The following is a 21,286-nucleotide window of genomic DNA, read 5'->3' as shown; positions in this document are numbered from 1 at the left end:
GAACACTATAAGTACAACTAGCTAGCAGCATAAATTGATTCATTAATTTTTGGCTGGCAATACTTTTTTTATGTAATTTTACCGTATTGAAATTCAAAATATATGCATATAGCAATTGCCGGAAATATAGGCGCAGGAAAAACCACGTTAACGAATCTATTAGCCAAACATTACGATTGGGAGCCTCATTATGAATCAGTAGACGAAAATCCTTATTTGGATGATTTTTATGGTGAAATGGAACGTTGGTCTTTTAATTTGCAAGTATACTTTTTAAACAGCCGTTTTCGTCAGGTTTTAGAATTAAGAGAGTCTGGAAAAAAAATAATTCAAGATAGAACTATTTATGAAGACGCTCATATTTTTGCACCCAACCTACACGCTATGGGATTAATGACTAATCGTGATTTTAGTAACTACTCTTCATTATTCGAATTAATGGAAAACTTAGTTACCCCTCCCGACTTATTAATTTATTTACGTGCAGATACAGCTACCCTTCTTGGGCAAATTCACAAACGTGGTAGAGACTATGAAAACGCTATTAGCGTTGAGTATTTAACCAGATTAAACGAACGTTACGAAGCTTGGATTAGTGAGTACACTAAAGGAAAACTACTAATTATTGATGTCGATAATTTAGATTTTATCAATAATAAAAAAGATTTAAAATTTATTATTGATAAAATAGATGCTCAAATTAAGAAGTTAAACTAAACTTCTTTTAAATTCACTTAATAAAATAGCAGTTGCTGTAGCTACATTTAAACTTTCTGTTTTTTGAATATCACCAAATCTAGGAATCGTTAATTTATGTTTTACAATAGCTGCTATTTTATTTGAAATTCCATTTGCCTCATTTCCCATTACTAAAACTGCTTTTTCAGGAAGGTTTGCTTTATAAATATTTTCGCCATCCATATCGGCAGTATAAATGGCTAATGGTGTTTCTGTTAAAAAACTTGGTAAATCAACGTACGAAATATTTACCCTCGTTAAAGATCCCATGGTTGATTGCACTACTTTTTGATTATAACAATCTACCGTATTTTTAGAGCAAACCAACTCGGTAATACCAAACCAATCACACAACCGAATAATAGTTCCTAAATTACCTGGGTCATTTACCTCATCTAAAGCAAGTGTAAAATTAGCGCTATCTTGCTCCTTTTCTTCAGGAATTTTAAACAACCCTAAAACTTTATTTGGTTTTTTTAACGTACTTATTTTCTTTAATTCAACTTCTGAAATAAGCGTACTTTGAACATTATTAGCCATTTCGAAAGAAGCGTCTACCGTAAATATATGCGCTACCTCTACTGATGACTTTAATAATTCGGTAACAACCTTTACCCCTTCAGCAACAAATAATTGATGTTTTTGTCGATACTTTTTTTGCTGTAAACTCGTTATTAACTTTAAATTGTTTTTAGATAAACTCATTATTATTTTTTTAACATATTATAATCACTAAAAAACAGTATTTTTGATACTCAAATACCAGCCGTAAAGTTAATGAAAAAACTTTCTTTCTTCTTTTTATTAGTCATCTTATTCAGTGCTTGTAGTACCATAAAATTTGTTAAAAAAAACGAATTATTACTAACAAAAAATACAGTTTATATTGACAGTGTAAAAAATACAAATCAAAATATTACAGAATTACTAATGCAACGTCCTAATGCAAAAGCCTTAGGAGTTCCATTATCACTGTATTTTTATAATTTAGGAAATCCGAAGGGAGCAAAATCACCCGCGAAATGGGGTTTTAAAAACCCAAAAATATATTCGTTTTTTAAGAAAGGATTTTCTGAAAAACAAAGTATATCTGTAGCTAAATCTTTTATAGGAATCAATCGCTGGTTTTTAAACAGTGGTGAAGCTCCTATTATTATTGATGATAAAAAAACAAAAAAAACTGCGGATAATTTAAATGCCTACTTTCAAACAGAAGGATATTTTAGGGCTAAAGTTTCCTTTAAAAAAGATACTATTGATACTAAAAAAGGTAGTATTTCTTATCAAATAACAAAAGGAAAACCTTCGTTTTTAAGTTTAATTAAAACTAAAATAGCTTCTCCAGCCCTTGATTCTTTGTACAAAAAATCAAAAGAAAACAGTTTTCTTCAAGCAGGAAATCAATATAAAGATGAACATTTTGTTAAAGAAGCAAATAGGCTAGTTACTTTTTTTAGAAATAAAGGAATTTATCATTTTAATGAAAATTATATTTCGTTTGAAAATGATACACTTCAAAATTATCAGAAAACAAAAGTAAACATTAATATTTCTGATAGAGTTATTCCTTTTAAAGTTCAAAACATAAAGAAAATCAATGTATATACCGATTATACCTATAATAAACGAAACAACGTTTACAAAGACACTGTTTTATACAAAGGAATTACTTTTTATGCACATAAAAAATTAAAATACAATCCTAAAATACTTGCACAATCATTATTTATAAAACCAAATACGGTTTATAGTGATTTTTCTAAAAAATTAACTAGAAAACATTTAAGAGGATTAAAAAACTTTAAAACAACCTCTATTCGATATGATGAATTAAATGATACCGAATTAAATGCAAATATTTTTTTAACACCTATTGAAAAATACACTTTAGGTTTTGATGCTGAATTGTCTCGTTCTAATATTAGAAATTTTGATATTTCTTTAAAATATTCGTTAATTAACCGAAATGCTTTTAAAGGTGCTGAAATATTTAAATTCTCTACTTTTGGCTCTTACTTTAATTCTAACAACGGGCTTGGGTGGGAAATTGGCGCTGACCTTACTTTAGGAATTCCTCGTTTTGTAGCACCTTTTGGACTAAAAAGACTTATTCCGAAGAAAATGTTTCCTAAAACAAAATTTTTAATTGGATTGGGTAATCAAAAAAATATTGGATTAGATAATCAGAATATTACCATTGGCTTAGATTATAAATGGGTTTACAACAAGCAAAAATCATTACAACTAGAATTACTCAATGTACAATATATTAGAAACTTAAATGTTAATAATTACTTTAGCATTTATAATTCAGAATATTTTAAGCTGAAACAAGTAGCAACTGCCTCTTCTAAATATAAATTACCTACAAATCAGCCTGGTAACTCAACCGATATTTTACAATTTATGCAAAATATTGCTACCGATGGTTCGTTTAAAAACACCCAACCTTTAAAATATCAGAATAACCTTAATATTTTTAACAGATACAATATTATTACTTCCGATTTTTTAATCCCTGAAATTGCTTTTACCTACACGTATAATAATCAACTAAATAGCAAAGATACTAATTTTTCTTTCCTTAAATTTCGAGTTGCTAATGCTGGAAACTTAATGGGAGTTATATCTAAAAAAACAAATAATCGAAATCAAAAAACAGTTTTAAAAATTCCTATCGCTCAATATTTTAAAGCAGATGTTGAATATAAAAAATATTGGAATTTAGGAAATAATACCGTTTTAGCACATCGTACATTTTTAGGAGCAATTATAACCTATAATAATGCTAGTATTCCTTTTTCACGCAGTTATTTTACAGGTGGTTCTAATGATGTTAGAGCCTGGATAACCTACTCTTTAGGACCTGGAACACGACAACCAGGATTAGAATATAATATAGGAAGTTTAAAATTTTTATCGAGTTTTGAATATCGATTTAACGTTATTGGCGCTTTAAAAGGCGCTTTATTTTTTGATACAGGAAATATTTGGGATATCACCAATTCTAAATATATAGATGATGTTGCTAAATTTAATCAACTAAAATCAATAACAGATATTGCTGTTGGCTCAGGTTTTGGGCTTCGATACGATTTTAGCTTTTTAATTGCAAGATTAGATTTAGGCTTTAAAATGCACGAACCTTATTTAAAAAATGACCGATGGTTTAAAAATCATAATTTTTCAAATTCTATATTAAATATCGGAATTAATTATCCTTTTTAAAAATTTAACAAGTAGCAAGCAGTTATTGTAAACAAAAGCATTTAAAATTTCTTATTTTTGACACGCCTAAAACAACTTAACACAACTAAAAAACATAACACAATGTCTCATACTATTAAAGCTGGAGTTGCCACCGGAAAAGAAGTCCAAGCAATATTTCAATTAGCAAAAGATAAAAAATTTGCCTTACCTGCTGTAAATGTTGTAGGTTCTAGCTCCGTAAATACCGTTTTAGAAACCGCAAAAGAATTAAATTCACCCGTAATTATTCAATTTTCTAATGGTGGTGCACAATTTAATGCTGGTAAAGGGTTATCAAACAAAGATGAAAAAGCAGCTATTGCAGGTGCTGTTGCAGGTGCAAAACACGTGCATTTATTAGCCGAAGCTTATGATATTCCAGTAATTTTACATACCGACCACGCTGCTAAAAAATTATTACCTTGGATTGATGGTTTACTTGATGCAAGTGAACAGTTTTATAAAGAAACAGGAAAATCATTATACAGTTCTCATATGATTGATTTATCTGAAGAACCGTTAGAAGAAAATATCGAAATCTGTAAGAAATACCTAGCTCGTATGAGTAAAATAGGGATGACTTTAGAAATTGAATTAGGAATTACAGGTGGTGAAGAAGATGGTGTTGACAATTCTGACGTTGATGTTTCTAAATTATACACACAACCCGAAGAAGTTGCTTATGCTTATGAAGAATTAATGAAAGTAAGCAATCAGTTTACCATTGCTGCTGCTTTTGGTAATGTTCACGGAGTTTACAAGCCTGGAAATGTAAAATTAACACCAAAAATTTTAAAAAATTCTCAAGAATATATTTCTGAAAAGTACAATGTACCTCATAATACTATCGATTTTGTTTTTCACGGAGGATCAGGTTCTACCTTAGAAGAAATTAGAGAAGCTATTGGTTATGGTACAATTAAAATGAATATTGATACTGATTTACAATACGCTTTTACTGAAGGAGCTCGTGATTATATCTTAGCTAAAAAAGACTATATAGCAAGTCAAATTGGTAACCCTGACGATTCGGAACAACCAAATAAAAAATATTACGACCCACGTAAATGGCTACGTGAAGGAGAATTAACTTTCAAAACCCGTCTAAAAAAAGCTTTTGAAGACTTAAACAACGTAAACACTTTATAAGAATTAAAATAAATTATAACTGATTACATACTGTTATAACAAACTATAAATAAGCACTTAGAACCCTCTAAGTGCTTTTTTTAATTTATAAAAAGTAAAGTTCGCAAAAATAATTTACATTTGTCGTCGGCTCTTTTCTTAAAATGAATGAGTTAATTACTAACAAACAACAAAACATAAACTAAACTATGGCTTGGTTTAAACGTAAAGACAAAGGGATTCAAACCCCTACCGAACAAAAAAAAGATACGCCTAAAGGCTTGTGGTATAAAACTCCAAGTGGTAAGGTTATTGATACAGAAGAATTAAAGAAAAACTTATATGTAAGCCCTGAAGACGGCTACCATGTTCGTATTGGAAGTAATGAATATTTTGAATTATTTTTTGATAACAATAAATTTAAAGAATTAAATTCAGCACTAACCTCTAAAGATCCTTTAAATTTTGAAGATACTAAAAATTATCCCGACCGTTTAAAAGCGGCACAAAAGAAAACGGGGTTAAAAGATGCTGTTCGTACAGCAGTAGGTAAATCAAACGGAAAAGATATTGTGATTGCCGCAATGGATTTCGCTTTTATTGGAGGATCAATGGGATCTGTAGTAGGAGAAAAAATAGCCAGAGCAATTGATTATGCTATTAAAAATCAACTTCCTTTCTTAATGGTCTCAAAATCAGGAGGAGCACGTATGATGGAAGCTTCTTTATCTTTAATGCAATTAGTAAAAACTTCTGCAAAATTAGCACAATTAGCCGAAGCTAAACTTCCGTACATTTCATTATGTACCGATCCTACAACAGGAGGTACAACAGCTTCATTTGCTATGTTAGGTGATATTAATATTGCTGAACCAAATGCTTTAATTGCTTTTGCAGGACCTCGTGTAGTAAAAGATACCACAGGAAAAGATTTACCCGAAGGATTTCAACGTTCTGAATTTGTACTAGAACATGGATTCTTAGACGCAATTTACGAACGTAAAGAATTAAAAAAACAAGTGAATTTATATATAGACTTGATACAAAATCAACCTATTAGAGCGTAAAATTAAAAGTCAGAAATTGCTGACTTTTTTGTTTTTTATCTACACAAAAACAACGATTCTCTCAATTCAACTAAAATTTTATTTGTACATTTGCAACTTCAATGAATAACTCATTGATGTACATAAAAATCATTTAAATAATATTGGAATGTATTTAACAAAAGAAGTAAAAGAAGGATTATTCGAAAAACACGGTAAAAGTAAAGCTGATACTGGAACTTCGGAAGGACAAATTGCTTTGTTCACTTTTAGAATTAACCACTTAACGGAGCACTTAAAGAAAAATCGTAAAGATTTTAACACAGAGCGTTCATTAGTGAAAATGGTAGGAAAACGTAGAAGCTTACTTGATTACTTAAAGAAAAAAGATATTACAAGATATCGTGCTATTATCAAAGAATTAGGAATTAGAAAATAATTCTCACAAAAAGAGGCTCTATAAACGTGCCTCTTTTTTTATACCTAAAAATTCATTTCTGTCTAACTAATAGAAATTTATATAAAAAACTCAAAATTTTTAACAACAATTTTGAATTTCCATTGCAACAACAAAATAACAACACAACAACAACAAACAATTTAAAAATTTAGAATTAAAATTTATGATTCCAAAAGTATTTAGAGAGGTCATTGACCTAGGAGATGGAAGAACCATTTCATTAGAAACGGGTAAACTAGCAAAACAAGCCCATGGTTCTGTTGTTGTTCAAATGGGAAAAGCAATGTTGTTATGTACTGTTGTATCTAGCTACAAAGCAGGAACAGTAGATTTTTTACCTTTAACAGTAGATTATAGAGAAAAGTTTGCTGCCGCAGGTCGTTACCCTGGTGGTTTCTTTAAAAGAGAAGCAAGACCAAGTGATGGTGAAATATTAACTATGCGTTTAGTAGACCGTGTTTTACGTCCATTATTTCCAAAAGATTATCATTCGGAAGTACAGGTAATGATTCAATTAATGTCGCATGATGAAGATGTGATGCCAGATGCTTTAGCAGGTTTAGCAGCTTCTGCAGCTATTCAATTATCTGATTTCCCTTTCGAATGCCCTATTTCTGAAGCACGTGTTGCTAGAGTAAATGGAGAATTTGTTATCAACCCAACTAGAGCGCAATTAGAAGCATCTGACATTGATATGATGATTGGAGCTTCTGAAGAATCTGTAATGATGGTGGAAGGTGAAATGGATGAAATTTCTGAAGAAGAAATGGCTGAGGCAATTAAATTTGCTCACGAGTCTATTAAAATACAATGTGCTGCTCAAACTCGTTTAGCGGAGGCTTTCGGAAAGAAAGAAACAAGAGAATACGAAGGAGAAAGAGAAGATGAAGAATTAGCAACTAAAATAAACGAATTTACTTACGATAAGTGTTATGCTATTGCTAAAAAAGGTACTTCTAAAGTAGAACGTAGTAATGCTTTTGCTGAAGTAAAAGAAGAGTTAAAAGCTACATTTACTGAAGAAGAATTAGCTGATTATGGTGATTTAGTTGGAAAATATTTCAATAAATCTCAAAAAAATGCTGTTAGAGAATTAACTTTAGCGGAAGGATTACGTTTAGATGGACGTAAAACTGATGAAATCAGACCAATTTGGTGTGAAGTAGATTATTTACCATCAACACATGGTTCATCAATTTTTACTCGTGGAGAAACTCAAGCATTAGCAACAGTAACTTTAGGAACATCAAGAGATGCTAACAAAATAGATATGCCATCTTACGAAGGTGAAGAAAATTTCTATTTACATTATAACTTCCCTCCTTTTTGTACAGGTGAAGCTCGTCCATTAAGAGGAACTTCTCGTAGAGAGGTTGGTCATGGTAACTTAGCACAACGTGGTTTAAAAGGAATGATTCCTGCTGATTGTCCTTATACAGTAAGAGTTGTATCTGAAGTATTAGAATCTAATGGTTCTTCTTCAATGGCAACTGTTTGTGCTGGTACAATGGCTTTAATGGATGCAGGTGTTAAAATGACAAGACCAGTTTCTGGTATTGCTATGGGATTAATTTCTGATGGTGACCGTTACGCAGTTTTATCTGATATTTTAGGGGATGAAGATCATTTAGGTGATATGGACTTTAAAGTAACTGGTACTTCTGAAGGAATTACTGCTTGTCAAATGGATATTAAAGTTAAAGGATTAGGTTACGAAATTTTAGTAAATGCACTAAAACAAGCTCGTGCAGGTCGTTTACATATTTTAGGAAAATTAACTGATACTATTGAATCTGCAAATCAAGAAGTAAAAGCACATGCTCCTAAAATGATTAACAGACGTATTCCTAATGAAATGATTGGAGCGTTTATTGGTCCAGGTGGAAAACATATTCAAGAATTACAGAAAGAAACAGAAACTACAATCGTAATTACTGAAGATGCTGTAACTGAAGAAGGAATTATTGAAATTTTAGGAACGAATCCTGAAGGAATTGAAAAAGTTGTTACTCGTATTGAGTCTATGCTTTTTAAACCTCAAGTTGGTAATTCTTATCAAGTAAAAGTAATTAAAATGTTAGATTTTGGTGCTGTTGTAGAATATGCAGAAGCTCCAGGAAACGAAGTTTTATTACACGTTAGTGAATTAGCTTGGGAACGTACAGAAAATGTTTCTGACGTAGTTAAAATGGGTGATGTATTTGAAGTAAAATATTTCGGACTTGACCCAAGAACTCGTAAAGAAAAAGTTTCTCGTAAAGCATTGTTACCAAAACCAGAAGGTTATGTAGCAAGACCACCAAGAGAAAATAAGCCTAGAGATAACAGAAATCGTGATGATAGAAAACCTAGAACTCCAAGAGAGCCTAGAGAAGTAAAAAAAGATTAATCATCTCGTTTTAAAATCATATTAAAAACCGCTAATTTATTTAGCGGTTTTTTTATATTCGCAAAAATCACACTGTATGAAAACTATTAAATTATCATCAAAATTCACAAATTTAAGCTTATACCTTAGTTTATTTATTCCGATACTATTAATTCCTAGTATTTTAAATACAGTTGTAAAACAAGGAATTAACGGTAAAATAATTTTTGGAAGTATTATTATTTTAGCACTTATTAGTTTTTTAGGCTACTTATTTTTATTTGTTTGCACTGCAAAAACAGAAAACAACACTTTAATTTTAAAGAAACAATTTCGCACACCCCAAACCTATACTTTTGATAAAATTGGAGATATTAGTAGCTTTAGACTAAAAACAACGAAATACACTACTGTAAAAATGAGTAAAACAGCGAGTGTATTTGAAAAATATATTATTATTAATTCTAAAAACTTATTCTTTAACGATAAAATTGACGCTGAAGAAAAACTAAAAGAATTAAAAGGAATAGCTAAATAATAACTCTTTTTTAGTTTCTTTGTAGTCTTTTTATGAAGATACAACAAATTACATATTTATCAATAGGAACTAACCAAGGTAATCGGCTAAAAAACTTGCAAAATGCAATTAATTTAATTGGTAAAAATATTGGTACTGTTCAACAAATTGCTTCGGTATATGAAACACCTTCTTTAGGTTTTAAAGGTGCCGATTTTTACAATACCTGTATTAAAGTTAGTACCTGCTTATCACCTGAAAAATTGATTAAAAACCTTCTTTATTTAGAAGATGAATTAGGTAGAACTCGAAAAAACAAAGGTGGTTATACTGATAGAATTATCGATTTAGATATTTTATTATATAATGATGAAATTATTTTTTCAGAAAATGTAATTGTACCACACCCTAGAATGTTACAACGTAAATTTGTATTAGTACCATTGGTTGAAATTGCCAAAAAAACACTTCATCCAACAGTTAAAAAACCATTATACGATTGCTTAAAAAATTGTACCGATACCTCTAAAATTTCAAAAATAGAAACAACTTTAAAAACACCCGATACAATATCAAGTACTTACAAATACATTGCTATTGAAGGAAATATTGGTGCAGGAAAAACGTCACTAACCAATATAATGTCTGAGCAATTTAAGGCTAAAATTGTTTTAGAACGTTTTGCCGATAATCCTTTTTTACCTAAATTTTATCAAGACAAAGAGCGTTATGCCCTTCCTTTAGAAATGAGTTTTTTAGCAGATAGATATCAGCAATTAACCGATGATTTGGCACAGTTTAATACACTTAAAAACTGTATTATTTCTGATTATTATATTTTTAAATCCTTAATTTTTGCACAAGTAACCTTGCCAAAAGAAGAATATACCTTGTATCAAAAAATGTTCGATTTACTTTATAAAGAAGTTAAAAAACCCGATTTATATGTGTATTTATATCAAAACACCGAACGTTTACTTGAAAATATAAAACATAGAGGAAGAGCTTACGAGCAAAATATAGCAGCAACTTATTTACAAAAAATAGAAGATGGCTATAGTAATTTCATAAAAAAAGTACCTGAATTAAATATTTTAGTAATCGATGTTTCTGATTTAGATTTTGTTAATAATAGAGAAGATTATTTATATATTATTAATAAAATTAATAATCATAAAAGATTAAAATAACTAAAAAAGCAGCTTTTTAAGCTGCTTTTTTAGGTTTTAAAACTATTTTTTCAATTCTAATTTCTCAGCAAAATACTCACAAAAATCACGCATTGTGTCACCCATTTTTTTATCATCAGTAGCTCTTTCAAATGAACTTGCCATTGACAATAATGTTTGATGATAAAATTGCTTCATTTCATCAACAGGCATATCTTTGGTCCATAGATCCATACGTAAAGTATCTTTTTTCTTATGATCCCAAACCGATAACATAATCGCTTTTGATGATTCATTATTAATGCCTCCATCTTCGGCATTCCATGAAATTTCTTCAGGAATTTTATTTTCGTCTAAGCCTATTGTAAATGTTACTTTAGAAGTGTGCTCTATCGCCATTATTTCTTTGGTTTATAGTTTGATTTTATGAAGATTTCCGCTTCATTTTTACGTAATAATTCTGGCAAAGATACATCATTCTTTTGCATGTACGAACGCACTATTTGCCAACCAATAAACTCCCCTATTCTTCCTGGAGATTGCCTATCTTTTTCCAGATAAAACTTTGAAAAAGGCGCAATATCTAAAAAGCGAATATCTAGCTCTTTATCAGTATTATATAGCATGTTTTTTTCGATAAAATATTTCCAAATTTGCGCTTCATTACTTTCTGCCCAACGCATTTTATTTTGTGAATATCCTATTTTTAACGAATCAGAAACTGCTGGTAAATACGCGTCTAATAGATACATTTTTTTACCTTTATAAATCATTTTATCAACAAAACTTCGTGGTTTTTTAGAAAACTTATGCGCATTTAAAATGGCTTTTGCTACATCGACAATAACCTGTTCTTTTTCATTATTTTGTTTTATATACGCAGGATATTCACTGTAAAAAGGATGTTTTTTACCCAAATAAGCATCCAAAGAAATAAGCAATAAACTATCGGCAAAAACAATGCGATTATCATAATCAATATTGGTAAGCATCGTAATTACTCTTGGCGTTTTAGCCTTCGGATTATAATATTTTAAATGCTTAAAAAATGAACTTAAATCAGCCGTTAAACCAGCTATATTAGAAAATACTTTTTGTGTTTCATTATACAATTCACGTTCATCTTTATTGTTTATTTTATTAATCCAAACACTGTCGGGTTCTTGCGGAAATAAAAATGGATATTTCAGTTTTGTTTTACCTAAATCGGCAGAAGTTGTTTTATAAAAATCAACATCAAATCTATCTATCTTGAGATTAATTTTAATATCAGAAACATCTACTTTTAATTTAGAATTAATTTCTTTTTTGCAAGATATTATCGCTAAAGCTAAAACACAAAGTGCTAAAAATTTTCTCATGAACTTATAGTATATTTACATTTAATATTACAACGTCGAAATTACTAAAATAGTTTATATCATTTTTATATAAACCCTTATAAAATATAGTTGATTATGAATACACCAAAAGTTTCTGAACATATTGTAAAATGGTTAAAAGAATACGCCAATAAAGCGGGAGTAAATGGTTTTGTGGTAGGTATTTCTGGCGGTATCGATAGCGCTGTTACTTCAACCTTATGTGCCCAAACTGGCTTAAAAGTTTTATGTGTTGAATTGCCGATTCATCAAGCTAAAAGCCAAGTAAACAGAGCAAATGAACATATTAAACAGTTAAAAGCGCGTTTTAGCAATGTTAATGAAGCTGAAGTAGATTTAACAAGTGTTTTTGAAGGTTTTAAAACCGTTGTTCCTGAAGTAGAAACATCTGCAAAAACCGATTTAGCCTTAGCAAACACTCGTGCTCGTTTACGTATGACTACGCTGTATTATTTTGCAGGATTACACGGTTTATTAGTTGCAGGAACAGGAAATAAAGTAGAAGATTTTGGCGTAGGTTTTTATACAAAATATGGCGATGGCGGTGTAGATTTAAGCCCAATTGCCGATTTAGTAAAATCGGAAGTTTATGCCTTGGCAGCACATTTAAAAGTACCTGATTCAATACAAAATGCCCAACCTACCGATGGACTTTTTGGCGATAGCAGAACAGATGAAGATCAAATTGGTGCTTCTTATGATGAATTAGAATGGGCAATGAAAATGCTAGATTCAGGAAAAACGGAAGGTGATTTTGAAAACAGAGAACTAGAAGTTTTTAAAATTTATACTCGATTAAATCGTATCAATCAACATAAGATGATTCCGATTCCTGTTTGTGAAATTCCTAGTGAATTGAAGTAAATTGAACTTGAAAACAGAGATGAAAGTAAATCATCTTTTATAAAAACTAAAAAGCCTATTTAAATTTCATTTAAAAACGTTTTGTAACATAAAAATAAGAAATCGAATCCGTCAAACTGAATTTAGTTCAGTTTCGCATCCTGATTTTCCGTAGTTATTCCCTTTTTTTGATTACCCTTGTCAATTCGAGTGGTTTTAATGACTAAAAGGAATTAAAATTGTATCGAGAATTTGAGTTCTTTTATGTTGATGAACTTTATACAAAAAAGTTCTCGATACAATTTTTTTGAAGGAAAAAAATCACTCGAACTGACAGTTTCTTTAATTTTTAAACAGGCTCTAAAAAGTATTAAAACTTCGGAAGACTTTTTTTACACTAAATATTTTAAAAACAAAGCGCCTAAACCACTCTGTTTAACTTATCAAAAAGACGTTTTTTTAAGTCGGTGTAGTTTACTATTTCTTCTAAATCAAGCGTTATTTTTTGCGCTTGAACTTCCTTCATTATTTCTTTAATTTTTTCTTCTATTAAAATTCTTCGCAGGTTTAAAACAGCATCAGAAACTAATTTCGGTAATACTTTTATAGCCGTTGTAACAACAATTTCTTTGCGCTCCCAATCGCTTAACGAATATTTTTCTTCATCCATTAAAATATTGGTTACCAAGCTTGCTATTTCTTGATTTTCGTGCATTATCAATCGATCAATAGAAATTTTTTCATCTTGATTTAATTGATGCACTAACTGATAATAGGTTAATTTAAAAAGCTCATTGGCAAACTCAATTTCATCTTCCTGTAAATTTAAATACAACTCGTTTGAAACCGTATTTTGATATTCTTCTTTTTCTAAAACAGGCTGCCCTTTTTCATCAACTGTAGCCACCCAATTTACAAAATCGACCGTTTCATTACCATACAATAATAATATTCTGATAATTTCTTTTTCTAAAATCTCTAATTGATTAATTTCTTTGCGTCCTTTTGCGCCGCCTTTTACAACCCCCATAGAAGCTTGCGATGCCGTTTCAGTATAAGATGCTGTTGGCTGATTTGCACTTCGTTTATTCGAATTTGCAACACTTTTATTTAACAACTGCGCTAATTCACTAAATAAAACTTGCTCTGAAATATCCATAATACGCGCACATTCTTGCACATAAACTTCTCGCTGAATACCGTCAGGAATTTTTGAAATACTCGTTACAATATCACGAATTAATCCTGCTTTTTTTACAGGATCATTCTTTGCTTCTCTCATTAATAAAGAAACTTTAAATTCAATAAAATCTTGCGATTTATCTTCTAAAAACTGTTTTAATTCAGTTGTTGAATGTGATTTTGCAAAACTATCAGGGTCTTCTCCTTCAGGAAAAGAAATTACTTTTACATTCATTCCTTGCTCTAAAATCAAGTCGATACCTCTCATAGAGGCTCTAATTCCTGCGGCATCGCCATCAAATAAAACCGTAATATTTTTTGTCAAACGGTTTACCAATCGGATTTGGTCGGGTGTTAATGCTGTTCCTGAAGAGGCTACCACATTTTCAATTCCTGATTGATAAAAAGAAACAACATCAGTATATCCTTCTACCAAATAACAATTGTCAAGCTTTGCAATTTCTTTTTTTGCCTGATAAAGTCCATATAAAATTTTACTTTTATGGTAAATATCACTTTCTGGTGAATTTAAATATTTTGCTGCCTTTTTATCATTGGTTAAAATTCGTCCTCCAAAACCTAAAATTCGCCCCGACATACTATGAATCGGAAACATTACACGTCCTTTAAAACGGTCAAATTTTCGGTCTTGCGTACCACCTTCTTTTACAATGGTTAATCCTGTCGATTTTAAATATTTTAAATCGTAGCCTTTTTTTAGCGCGGCATTGGTAAAATTATCCCACTCGTCTTTACAATATCCTAATTCAAATTTTTCAATAATATCTTCTCTAAAACCTCTTTCTTTAAAGTAAGATAAACCAATTGCACGCCCTTGTTGGCTATTCATTAATAAATCGTGAAAATAATCTTTCGCAAATTTAGATGCCAAAAACATACTTTCTCGTTCATTAAGTTGTTCTTTTTGCTGGTCAGATTGCTCGGTTTCTTCTACCTCAATATTATATTTTTTAGCCAACCATTTAATAGCCTCAGGATAAGAATAATGTTCATGTTCCATTAAAAACGACACTGCATTTCCACCTTTCCCAGTACTAAAATCTTTCCAGATTTGCTTTACTGGCGATACCATAAACGAGGGGGTTCGCTCATCAGTAAATGGGCTCAATCCTTTAAAGCTACTTCCTGATTTTTTCAATTGCACAAATTCGCCAATTACCTCAGCAACTTGGGCAGCTTCAAAAACTTTATCTATTGTTTGTTGGGTTATCATAATCGTATAAAATACAACTCGCAAAGGTACAATTTTAAAATATACCAGATTTTAACCCTTGTTTTACTTAAATAAATATCTTCTAAATTTTAGTTGATAAAAGCATATAAATAGATAATTTTGCAATAAATCCCCAATTATGAAAATAACAATACCCTTCTATTTTTTACTTTTTATCGCTTTAAATACAACGGCGCAAGAAACCATTATAATTCCTGATATTGGTTTAGAAGAATGTTTAATTGATTTAGATATTGATTCGAATGGTTTAAATGGAAATATTTTGGTTAGCGATGCAAAATATGTGGTTAATTTGAATATAAACGACCCAATAACCAACAAATTATTACCCAACGTACACTCTAAAATTAAAGATTTAACAGGGCTTGAAAGCTTCCCTAATTTAAAACGATTAGATTGTTTTGGTAATAATATTACTAAGATAGATTTATCAAAAAGTACCTCTATTACTTTTTTAAATTGTAGTGAAAACAAAATTAAAAGCCTTGACCTTAGTAACAATAATCAATTAGTTTATGTAAGTTGTGATAGCAATAATTTAGAAAGTTTAATTTTAGGCGATAATCCAAACCTTGAAACTTTGTACGCTAGTTATAATAAATTAACAAATTTAGATGTTAAAGCCTGTACAAAATTAGAAACCTTAGACATCACTACAAATAGATTAAAAAATATTTTGGTAAACGATACACAGCTTAACAATACCCCTGAAGGATGGTATAAAGATGCCACGGCAAATTACACAACAACGATAAATACTGTGCAAAAAGCGCCTGTTACAACTCCTAAAAAAATTATATCAATTCCTGTAAAAACTCATTCCGAAGAATTTAAACAAAAAGTTATTACAGCCTTTGAATCGGAAGTATTAAACGAAACACATTTACAAAACATCAAAAACAAATTAATAAAAACCTATAATTTAAAACCTGATGAAATAGCATCTTGGATAAAAAAATATAACAAACGAATTAATTATTAAAAAAATAATTTGAAGCAATTTCCTGCTTTCCGCACTCGCTTTTTTTATTTTTTTTCGAAAAGAAAAAATAAAAAAGAGCTCAAACAAATGCTTCAATCAGGGCTATAAATTTCAGTTTTTTTGATATTTTCAAGCAGTAATTAATAAAAGTACTAGATATATAAAACAGAAAAAACCATCAAATATTGATGGTTTTTTTATAAATAGTTTTAAAAAATTATGAAACTGCTTTTAATTTTTTAATACCTGATTTTGTTATTTTCGATTCGGCATATTCTCTGGTAATTATTAATTCTTTGTCATCAGAACTAGGCATTTCGAACATTGCATCGGTTAAAATAGCTTCACATAATGAACGTAATCCACGAGCTCCTAACTTGTATTCTATTGCTTTTTCTACAATATATTCCATCGCTTCTTCTGATAAAGAAAAGGCAATATCATCCATTGCAAACAACTTTGTGTATTGCTTAACTAATGAATTTTTAGGCGCTGTTAAAATAGCACGCAATGTTTTTGCATCTAAAGGATTCATGTAACTTAATACAGGTAAACGTCCAATAATTTCAGGAATTAATCCAAACGATTTTAAATCTGAAGGAATAATATATTGTAATAAATTAGTTTCATCTACTTTGTCTTCATCAATTGAAGCGCTATACCCTACCGCTTGCATATTTAAACGCTTACTGATTATTCTTTCAATTCCTGCAAAAGCACCACCTGCGATAAATAAAATATCTTTGGTATTTACTTCAATAAATTTTTGGTCTGGGTGTTTTCTTCCGCCTTTAGGCGCTACATTTACTACAGAACCTTCTAATAATTTTAACAAGGCTTGTTGCACACCTTCACCAGAAACATCACGAGTAATTGATGGATTATCGCCTTTACGAGCAATTTTATCAATTTCATCAATAAAAACAATTCCTCGCTCGGCTTTGTCTACATCATAATCTGCCGCTTGTAATAAACGACTTAAAATGCTTTCAACATCTTCACCAACATATCCTGCTTGTGTTAAAACAGTAGCATCAACAATAGAAAATGGCACGTTTAACATTCTAGCAATTGTACGTGCTATTAATGTTTTACCAGTTCCTGTTTCTCCTACTAAAACAATGTTAGATTTTTCAATTTCTACCTCATCCTGATCATCTTTAGCTTGTAATAATCGTTTATAGTGATTATATACCGCAACCGACATTCCTCTTTTCGTTTCATCTTGCCCAATAATATATTCATCTAAAAAAGCTTTAATTTCTTTTGGCTTTTTTAAGGTTAAATCTTTTGGTAAGCTTGATTCTATTGCTTCAGCTACTTCTTCAGCTACAATTCCGTGCGCTTGTTCTATACATTTATCACAAATATGAGCATCCATACCAGCGATTAATAAATCGGTTTCTGGTTTTTTACGCCCACAAAAGGAACATTGTAAGTTTTCTTCTTTCGACATTTGACTAACTTGTTATTCTTAATTATTAAAAAAATGAAACTCTTTTAATGCTTTCTTTATCTATTAAAAAAACATAAAAAGAGTCATTTATTTTATCGGTAATTCTGAAGTATTATTTTCTTTTTAATATTTCATCTACCATTCCGTACGCTTTCGCTTCTTCAGCTTTCATCCAATAATCTCTATCCGAATCTTGTTGTACTTTTTCAAAAGTTTGCCCTGAATGATCTGCAATAATATCATATAATTCAGTTTTTAACTTTCCAATTTCTTTTACGGTAATTTCCATATCAGAAGCCTGCCCTTGAGCGCCACCCATTGGTTGGTGAATCATAATACGTGAGTGTGGTAATGCCGAGCGTTTTCCTTTTGCTCCTGCACACATTAATACAGCTCCCATTGAAGCTGCCATTCCTGTACAAATTGTTGCTACATCTGGCTTGATGAATTGCATGGTATCGTAAATACCTAAACCTGCGTACACACCTCCTCCTGGCGAGTTGATATAAATTGAAATATCTTTATTTGCATCAACACTTTCTAAAAATAATAATTGTGCTTGAATTACATTAGCTACTTGGTCATTAACTCCTGTACCTAAAAAGATAATTCTGTCCATCATTAAACGAGAGAAAACATCCATTTGGGTAATGTTCATTTGACGTTCTTCCATAATATATGGCGTTAAACTACTGGTTATTTTCCCTAAATATGTGCTATTTATTCCGTGCTCTTTTGTTGCGTATTTTTCGAATTCTTTTCCGTAATCCATTTTGAAAATGTTTTTTGGGTTATAATGGTGTAAATATAAGAACTATTTAGTTAGTATTTCAATACTGTTTATACCTAAAAAAACCTGAATTTTCATTCAGGTTTTTAAAATATAAATAATAGTAATTATTCTTATTTGTAAACTTCTTGAACAAAGTCTTCATAAGATACCTCTTTGGTATCAAAAGTCATTTTTTCTTTATAAAAAGCTAATAATTTATGGCTAATTAATTGAGATTGTAATTTATGCGCTTCTTGCTGATTTTGTAAAACTCTACCAGCAATATCGTTTAATTCTTTTTCCTCAGGGTTCATATTACCCATTTGTGCCATTTGCGAACGGATAAATCCTTTTGCATAATCTACCAATTCAGCATATTCTAATTTGATATCGTTATCTCTCATAACCTTTCCTTCGATTAATTGGTAACGTAAACCTTTTTCAGATTTGCTATATTCAGCAGCAGCCTGTTCAATAGTTAATTCTTTTCCTCCTGCAGTTTGTAACCATTTTTGTAAAAATGTTGCTGGTAAATCGAACTTTGTATTTTGAACTAACTCTTCAGTAATTGCGTTTAATAATTGCTGATCGGCATGCTGCTCGAATTGTAATTCAGCATCTTCTTTTATTTTATCTTTTAATTGAGCAGTAGTAGTTACACTTCCGTCAGCGAATAATTTTTCAAATAATTCTTTTTCTAAAGGAGCAGGTTCTGTTTTTGTAACTTGGTCAATTGTAAAAGATACGTTTACGTCTAAATCGTGAACACCTTCATGAGGTACACCTAAAACTTCTTGTAATTTGTGAGCGTCTTCAAATAAACCTTTTGTTCCTAATTCTAAAACATCACCAGCTTTAGCACCTACAAACTTTTCTAAGTTTGCTTTTCCGTTAATTTCTTTTACAGAAAGCGTTGCTTTTTTGTTAATTTCTTTTTCTTCGTTTACAAAAGTTCCAGTTATGTTTGCCTCTTCATTTGCGGTATCAACAGGTAATTGACTACCAAAACGAGTTTGGATATTTTCAATTTCTTTGTCTAATAATTCATCGGTAGCAAAAATACTATATTTAGTAACATTTTTTGCTGGCGCTAAATCTACATCAAATTCAGGAGCTAATCCTAATTCGAATTCAAAAGAATAGTCTTTAGCATCCCATCTGAAATCTTTGTTTTCTACAGGTAACGGATTTCCTAAAAGATCTAACTTTTCTTCTGTTAAAAATTTATTTAAAGAATCTTGTACTACTTTGTTTACCTCTTCTATTACGATTTCTATTTCGTGTTGCTTTTTGATAAGATCCATAGGCGCTTCTCCTTTTCTAAAACCAGGATGTGTCGCTTTTTTACGACGTGCTTCTAATTCTGCATTTACCTTTGCTTGATAATCTTCAGCAACGATATCTATTTTCACAACTGCGTTTAACGCATCTACATTTTGTTTTGTAATATTCATCTTTAATTGTATTTCTTTAAAATTGGGTGTGTGATTATTTTTCGCCTTTTTTCAAAAGGCTTAAATTTTTTAATTATTTTTTATCTTCTTTTAATAATGAAAATAAAAACGACCTAAATATCGATAACAATATACTAAATAAAAGTGCTGTAAAAAATCCGTTTACGGCAAATCCTGCAATAAGGTTTCCTGCTAATAATATAATAATTGCATTAATTACAAACAAAAATAAGCCCAATGTTAAAAGAGTTGCTGGTAAGGTAAAAATCACTAATATTGGACGTACAAACATATTTAATAACGCTATTACAATTGCTACAATTATTGCCGTAGTATAACTTGTTACCACTACTCCTGGTAAAATTTCGGCTAATAAAATAACGGCTACTGCTGTTAATAGTATTTTTAAAAATGTATTCATTTATTTTGATTTTAATTGGCTATAGTTACCATGTCATTTTATGCAATGCGATAATTATACCAAATATAAAAAACTGCTATTTTGACAGGTTTACTTACTTTATACAAACCCAATTACCTGAGTATAAAAATCTGTCGGATTTTCGGCATGCAACCAATGCCCTGCTTTTGCTATTGTTTTGATAATCGCTTTTGAAAAATGTGCTTCAATAAGTGGCACTTCATCTTCAGAAATATAGCCCGAATTTTCACCTTTTAAAAATAAGGTATCGCCTTCAAAAATACTAAACGATGGTAATGCTTCGCCTACTTCATTATTATTTTCTGTTAATGATAGTAAGTTAAAACGAAAAGCAAGTTCGTCTTTTGTTTTTCGGTACACACTTTTTAATAAAAATTGTCGAATACCTAGTTCAGGAATTAATTCAGCTAGTTTATCATCAATTAATTTTCGTGAATTTTGCACGGTAAAATTAACAGAATTTAAAGCCGATAAAATATCGTGATGATGTGGCGGATACATTTTTGGTGAAATATCGGCTACAATTAATTTATGTATCAATTCTGGATATTGGGTAGCAAATAACATGGCTGTTTTTCCGCCCATTGAATGCCCTAATAAAACAATATTTTCTAAATGATAATGTGTAATATAATGGTGTAAGTCATCGACCATTAATTCATAGTCAAAAGCATCAGAATGAAAACTTCGTCCGTGGTTTCGTTGGTCAATTAAATGAACTTCAAAACCATCTTCGGCAAATTTATTAGCGTGGGTTTTCCAGTTATCGCCCATACCAAAATAACCGTGTAAAATTAAAAACGGCTTGCCCGCTCCTAGTATTTTAGAATGTAAAATTTGCAT

19 protein-coding genes are annotated in these 21,286 nt (G+C 30.4%); 10 read left to right on the top strand and 9 right to left on the bottom strand.

Annotated elements, in window-relative coordinates:
* Positions 1 to 102 precede the first annotated feature (102 nt).
* The gene (locus ABNT14_RS02035; protein WP_101902619.1) at positions 103 to 717 is read left to right on the top strand and encodes a deoxynucleoside kinase; all 615 of its coding nucleotides are present in this window, start codon (positions 103 to 105) and stop codon (positions 715 to 717) included.
* Here ABNT14_RS02035 and ABNT14_RS02030 read toward each other — a convergent pair.
* Positions 709 to 1,443, bottom strand: coding sequence for a TrmH family RNA methyltransferase (locus tag ABNT14_RS02030; RefSeq protein WP_101902618.1), 735 nt, complete (start codon positions 1,441 to 1,443; stop codon positions 709 to 711). The genes ABNT14_RS02035 and ABNT14_RS02030 overlap by 9 nt on opposite strands.
* Positions 1,444 to 1,515: 72 nt before the next feature.
* On the opposite strand from ABNT14_RS02030, the gene ABNT14_RS02025 reads away from it, so the two are divergent.
* The 7 genes from ABNT14_RS02025 to folK all read left to right on the top strand — a co-directional run bounded on the left by ABNT14_RS02025 (position 1,516) and on the right by folK (position 10,696).
* Entirely contained in the window at positions 1,516 to 3,966 is a 2,451-nt protein-coding gene (locus ABNT14_RS02025; protein WP_101902617.1) for a BamA/TamA family outer membrane protein, read from the top strand.
* 102 nt (positions 3,967 to 4,068) lie between these two features.
* Positions 4,069 to 5,136 (top strand): class II fructose-bisphosphate aldolase, encoded by a 1,068-nt coding sequence (fbaA, locus tag ABNT14_RS02020; protein ID WP_101902616.1) that lies wholly within the window; start codon positions 4,069 to 4,071, stop codon positions 5,134 to 5,136.
* 188 nt (positions 5,137 to 5,324) lie between these two features.
* Positions 5,325 to 6,182 (top strand): acetyl-CoA carboxylase, carboxyltransferase subunit beta, encoded by an 858-nt coding sequence (gene accD, locus ABNT14_RS02015; RefSeq protein WP_101902615.1) that lies wholly within the window; start codon positions 5,325 to 5,327, stop codon positions 6,180 to 6,182.
* A 148-nt stretch (positions 6,183 to 6,330) separates the two neighbouring features.
* Positions 6,331 to 6,600, top strand: coding sequence for a 30S ribosomal protein S15 (rpsO, locus tag ABNT14_RS02010; RefSeq protein ID WP_101902614.1), 270 nt, complete (start codon positions 6,331 to 6,333; stop codon positions 6,598 to 6,600).
* A gap of 184 nt (positions 6,601 to 6,784) precedes the next feature.
* The gene (locus tag ABNT14_RS02005; RefSeq protein WP_101902613.1) at positions 6,785 to 9,010 is read left to right on the top strand and encodes a polyribonucleotide nucleotidyltransferase; all 2,226 of its coding nucleotides are present in this window, start codon (positions 6,785 to 6,787) and stop codon (positions 9,008 to 9,010) included.
* Between the two features lie 76 nt (positions 9,011 to 9,086).
* The gene (locus ABNT14_RS02000) at positions 9,087 to 9,527 is read left to right on the top strand and encodes a hypothetical protein (protein WP_101902612.1); all 441 of its coding nucleotides are present in this window, start codon (positions 9,087 to 9,089) and stop codon (positions 9,525 to 9,527) included.
* Positions 9,528 to 9,559: 32 nt separating this feature from the next.
* Positions 9,560 to 10,696 carry a 2-amino-4-hydroxy-6-hydroxymethyldihydropteridine diphosphokinase gene (gene folK, locus ABNT14_RS01995; protein ID WP_101902611.1) on the top strand — a complete coding sequence of 379 codons (1,137 nt, stop codon included), beginning with the start codon at positions 9,560 to 9,562 and terminating at the stop codon, positions 10,694 to 10,696.
* Positions 10,697 to 10,738: 42 nt separating this feature from the next.
* Here the strand turns inward: folK and gldC are convergent, their stop codons facing one another.
* Both gldC and gldB read right to left on the bottom strand, forming a co-directional pair.
* Positions 10,739 to 11,074 carry a gliding motility protein GldC gene (gene gldC / locus ABNT14_RS01990; RefSeq protein WP_101902610.1) on the bottom strand — a complete coding sequence of 112 codons (336 nt, stop codon included), beginning with the start codon at positions 11,072 to 11,074 and terminating at the stop codon, positions 10,739 to 10,741.
* A complete protein-coding gene (gene gldB / locus ABNT14_RS01985) occupies positions 11,074 to 12,036 on the bottom strand; it encodes a gliding motility lipoprotein GldB (protein WP_101902609.1) in 963 nt (320 codons plus the stop codon). Before gldB ends, gldC begins: the two co-directional genes overlap by 1 nt.
* A 96-nt stretch (positions 12,037 to 12,132) precedes the next feature.
* Here gldB and nadE point away from each other — a divergent pair, with 96 nt between their 5' ends.
* The gene (nadE, locus tag ABNT14_RS01980) at positions 12,133 to 12,921 is read left to right on the top strand and encodes an NAD(+) synthase (RefSeq protein WP_101902608.1); all 789 of its coding nucleotides are present in this window, start codon (positions 12,133 to 12,135) and stop codon (positions 12,919 to 12,921) included.
* 400 nt (positions 12,922 to 13,321) lie between these two features.
* Here the strand turns inward: nadE and dnaG are convergent, their stop codons facing one another.
* Positions 13,322 to 15,316 (bottom strand): DNA primase, encoded by a 1,995-nt coding sequence (gene dnaG, locus ABNT14_RS01975; protein WP_101902607.1) that lies wholly within the window; start codon positions 15,314 to 15,316, stop codon positions 13,322 to 13,324.
* Between the two features lie 139 nt (positions 15,317 to 15,455).
* Here dnaG and ABNT14_RS01970 point away from each other — a divergent pair, with 139 nt between their 5' ends.
* The gene (locus ABNT14_RS01970) at positions 15,456 to 16,319 is read left to right on the top strand and encodes a leucine-rich repeat domain-containing protein (protein ID WP_101902606.1); all 864 of its coding nucleotides are present in this window, start codon (positions 15,456 to 15,458) and stop codon (positions 16,317 to 16,319) included.
* A 217-nt stretch (positions 16,320 to 16,536) separates the two neighbouring features.
* Here ABNT14_RS01970 and clpX read toward each other — a convergent pair whose 3' ends face one another.
* The 5 genes from clpX to ABNT14_RS01945 form a co-directional block, all read right to left on the bottom strand.
* Positions 16,537 to 17,775 carry an ATP-dependent Clp protease ATP-binding subunit ClpX gene (clpX, locus tag ABNT14_RS01965; protein WP_101902605.1) on the bottom strand — a complete coding sequence of 413 codons (1,239 nt, stop codon included), beginning with the start codon at positions 17,773 to 17,775 and terminating at the stop codon, positions 16,537 to 16,539.
* Positions 17,776 to 17,887: 112 nt separating this feature from the next.
* Positions 17,888 to 18,547: an ATP-dependent Clp endopeptidase proteolytic subunit ClpP gene (gene clpP / locus ABNT14_RS01960; protein ID WP_101902604.1), complete on the bottom strand. Its 660-nt coding sequence runs from the start codon at positions 18,545 to 18,547 to the stop codon at positions 17,888 to 17,890.
* Between the two features lie 131 nt (positions 18,548 to 18,678).
* Positions 18,679 to 20,001 (bottom strand): trigger factor, encoded by a 1,323-nt coding sequence (locus ABNT14_RS01955; RefSeq protein WP_101902603.1) that lies wholly within the window; start codon positions 19,999 to 20,001, stop codon positions 18,679 to 18,681.
* A gap of 73 nt (positions 20,002 to 20,074) precedes the next feature.
* Complete coding sequence (locus ABNT14_RS01950; protein ID WP_101902602.1) at positions 20,075 to 20,422, bottom strand: phage holin family protein; 348 nt, start codon at positions 20,420 to 20,422, stop codon at positions 20,075 to 20,077.
* A gap of 99 nt (positions 20,423 to 20,521) precedes the next feature.
* Positions 20,522 to 21,286 carry an alpha/beta fold hydrolase gene (locus tag ABNT14_RS01945; RefSeq protein ID WP_101902601.1) on the bottom strand — a complete coding sequence of 255 codons (765 nt, stop codon included), beginning with the start codon at positions 21,284 to 21,286 and terminating at the stop codon, positions 20,522 to 20,524.

The sequence above is a fragment of the Tenacibaculum dicentrarchi genome, from assembly GCF_964036635.1.
GTDB lineage: Bacteria > Bacteroidota > Bacteroidia > Flavobacteriales > Flavobacteriaceae > Polaribacter > Polaribacter dicentrarchi.
This window is presented reverse-complemented; position numbering and strand designations above follow the sequence as displayed.

What these genes read in the sequence shown, in the direction of transcription:
- ABNT14_RS02035 (WP_101902619.1), top strand. Translation starts at nt 103, where the DNA reads ATGCATATAGCAATTGCCGGAAATATAGGCGCAGGAAAAACCACGTTA.
- ABNT14_RS02030 (WP_101902618.1), bottom strand. Translation starts at nt 1,443, where the DNA reads ATGAGTTTATCTAAAAACAATTTAAAGTTAATAACGAGTTTACAGCAA.
- ABNT14_RS02025 (WP_101902617.1), top strand. Translation starts at nt 1,516, where the DNA reads ATGAAAAAACTTTCTTTCTTCTTTTTATTAGTCATCTTATTCAGTGCT.
- fbaA (WP_101902616.1), top strand. Translation starts at nt 4,069, where the DNA reads ATGTCTCATACTATTAAAGCTGGAGTTGCCACCGGAAAAGAAGTCCAA.
- accD (WP_101902615.1), top strand. Translation starts at nt 5,325, where the DNA reads ATGGCTTGGTTTAAACGTAAAGACAAAGGGATTCAAACCCCTACCGAA.
- rpsO (WP_101902614.1), top strand. Translation starts at nt 6,331, where the DNA reads ATGTATTTAACAAAAGAAGTAAAAGAAGGATTATTCGAAAAACACGGT.
- ABNT14_RS02005 (WP_101902613.1), top strand. Translation starts at nt 6,785, where the DNA reads ATGATTCCAAAAGTATTTAGAGAGGTCATTGACCTAGGAGATGGAAGA.
- ABNT14_RS02000 (WP_101902612.1), top strand. Translation starts at nt 9,087, where the DNA reads ATGAAAACTATTAAATTATCATCAAAATTCACAAATTTAAGCTTATAC.
- folK (WP_101902611.1), top strand. Translation starts at nt 9,560, where the DNA reads ATGAAGATACAACAAATTACATATTTATCAATAGGAACTAACCAAGGT.
- gldC (WP_101902610.1), bottom strand. Translation starts at nt 11,074, where the DNA reads ATGGCGATAGAGCACACTTCTAAAGTAACATTTACAATAGGCTTAGAC.
- gldB (WP_101902609.1), bottom strand. Translation starts at nt 12,036, where the DNA reads ATGAGAAAATTTTTAGCACTTTGTGTTTTAGCTTTAGCGATAATATCT.
- nadE (WP_101902608.1), top strand. Translation starts at nt 12,133, where the DNA reads ATGAATACACCAAAAGTTTCTGAACATATTGTAAAATGGTTAAAAGAA.
- dnaG (WP_101902607.1), bottom strand. Translation starts at nt 15,316, where the DNA reads ATGATAACCCAACAAACAATAGATAAAGTTTTTGAAGCTGCCCAAGTT.
- ABNT14_RS01970 (WP_101902606.1), top strand. Translation starts at nt 15,456, where the DNA reads ATGAAAATAACAATACCCTTCTATTTTTTACTTTTTATCGCTTTAAAT.
- clpX (WP_101902605.1), bottom strand. Translation starts at nt 17,775, where the DNA reads ATGTCGAAAGAAGAAAACTTACAATGTTCCTTTTGTGGGCGTAAAAAA.
- clpP (WP_101902604.1), bottom strand. Translation starts at nt 18,547, where the DNA reads ATGGATTACGGAAAAGAATTCGAAAAATACGCAACAAAAGAGCACGGA.
- ABNT14_RS01955 (WP_101902603.1), bottom strand. Translation starts at nt 20,001, where the DNA reads ATGAATATTACAAAACAAAATGTAGATGCGTTAAACGCAGTTGTGAAA.
- ABNT14_RS01950 (WP_101902602.1), bottom strand. Translation starts at nt 20,422, where the DNA reads ATGAATACATTTTTAAAAATACTATTAACAGCAGTAGCCGTTATTTTA.
- ABNT14_RS01945 (WP_101902601.1), bottom strand. Translation starts at nt 21,286, where the DNA reads ATGCAAATTTTACATTCTAAAATACTAGGAGCGGGCAAGCCGTTTTTA.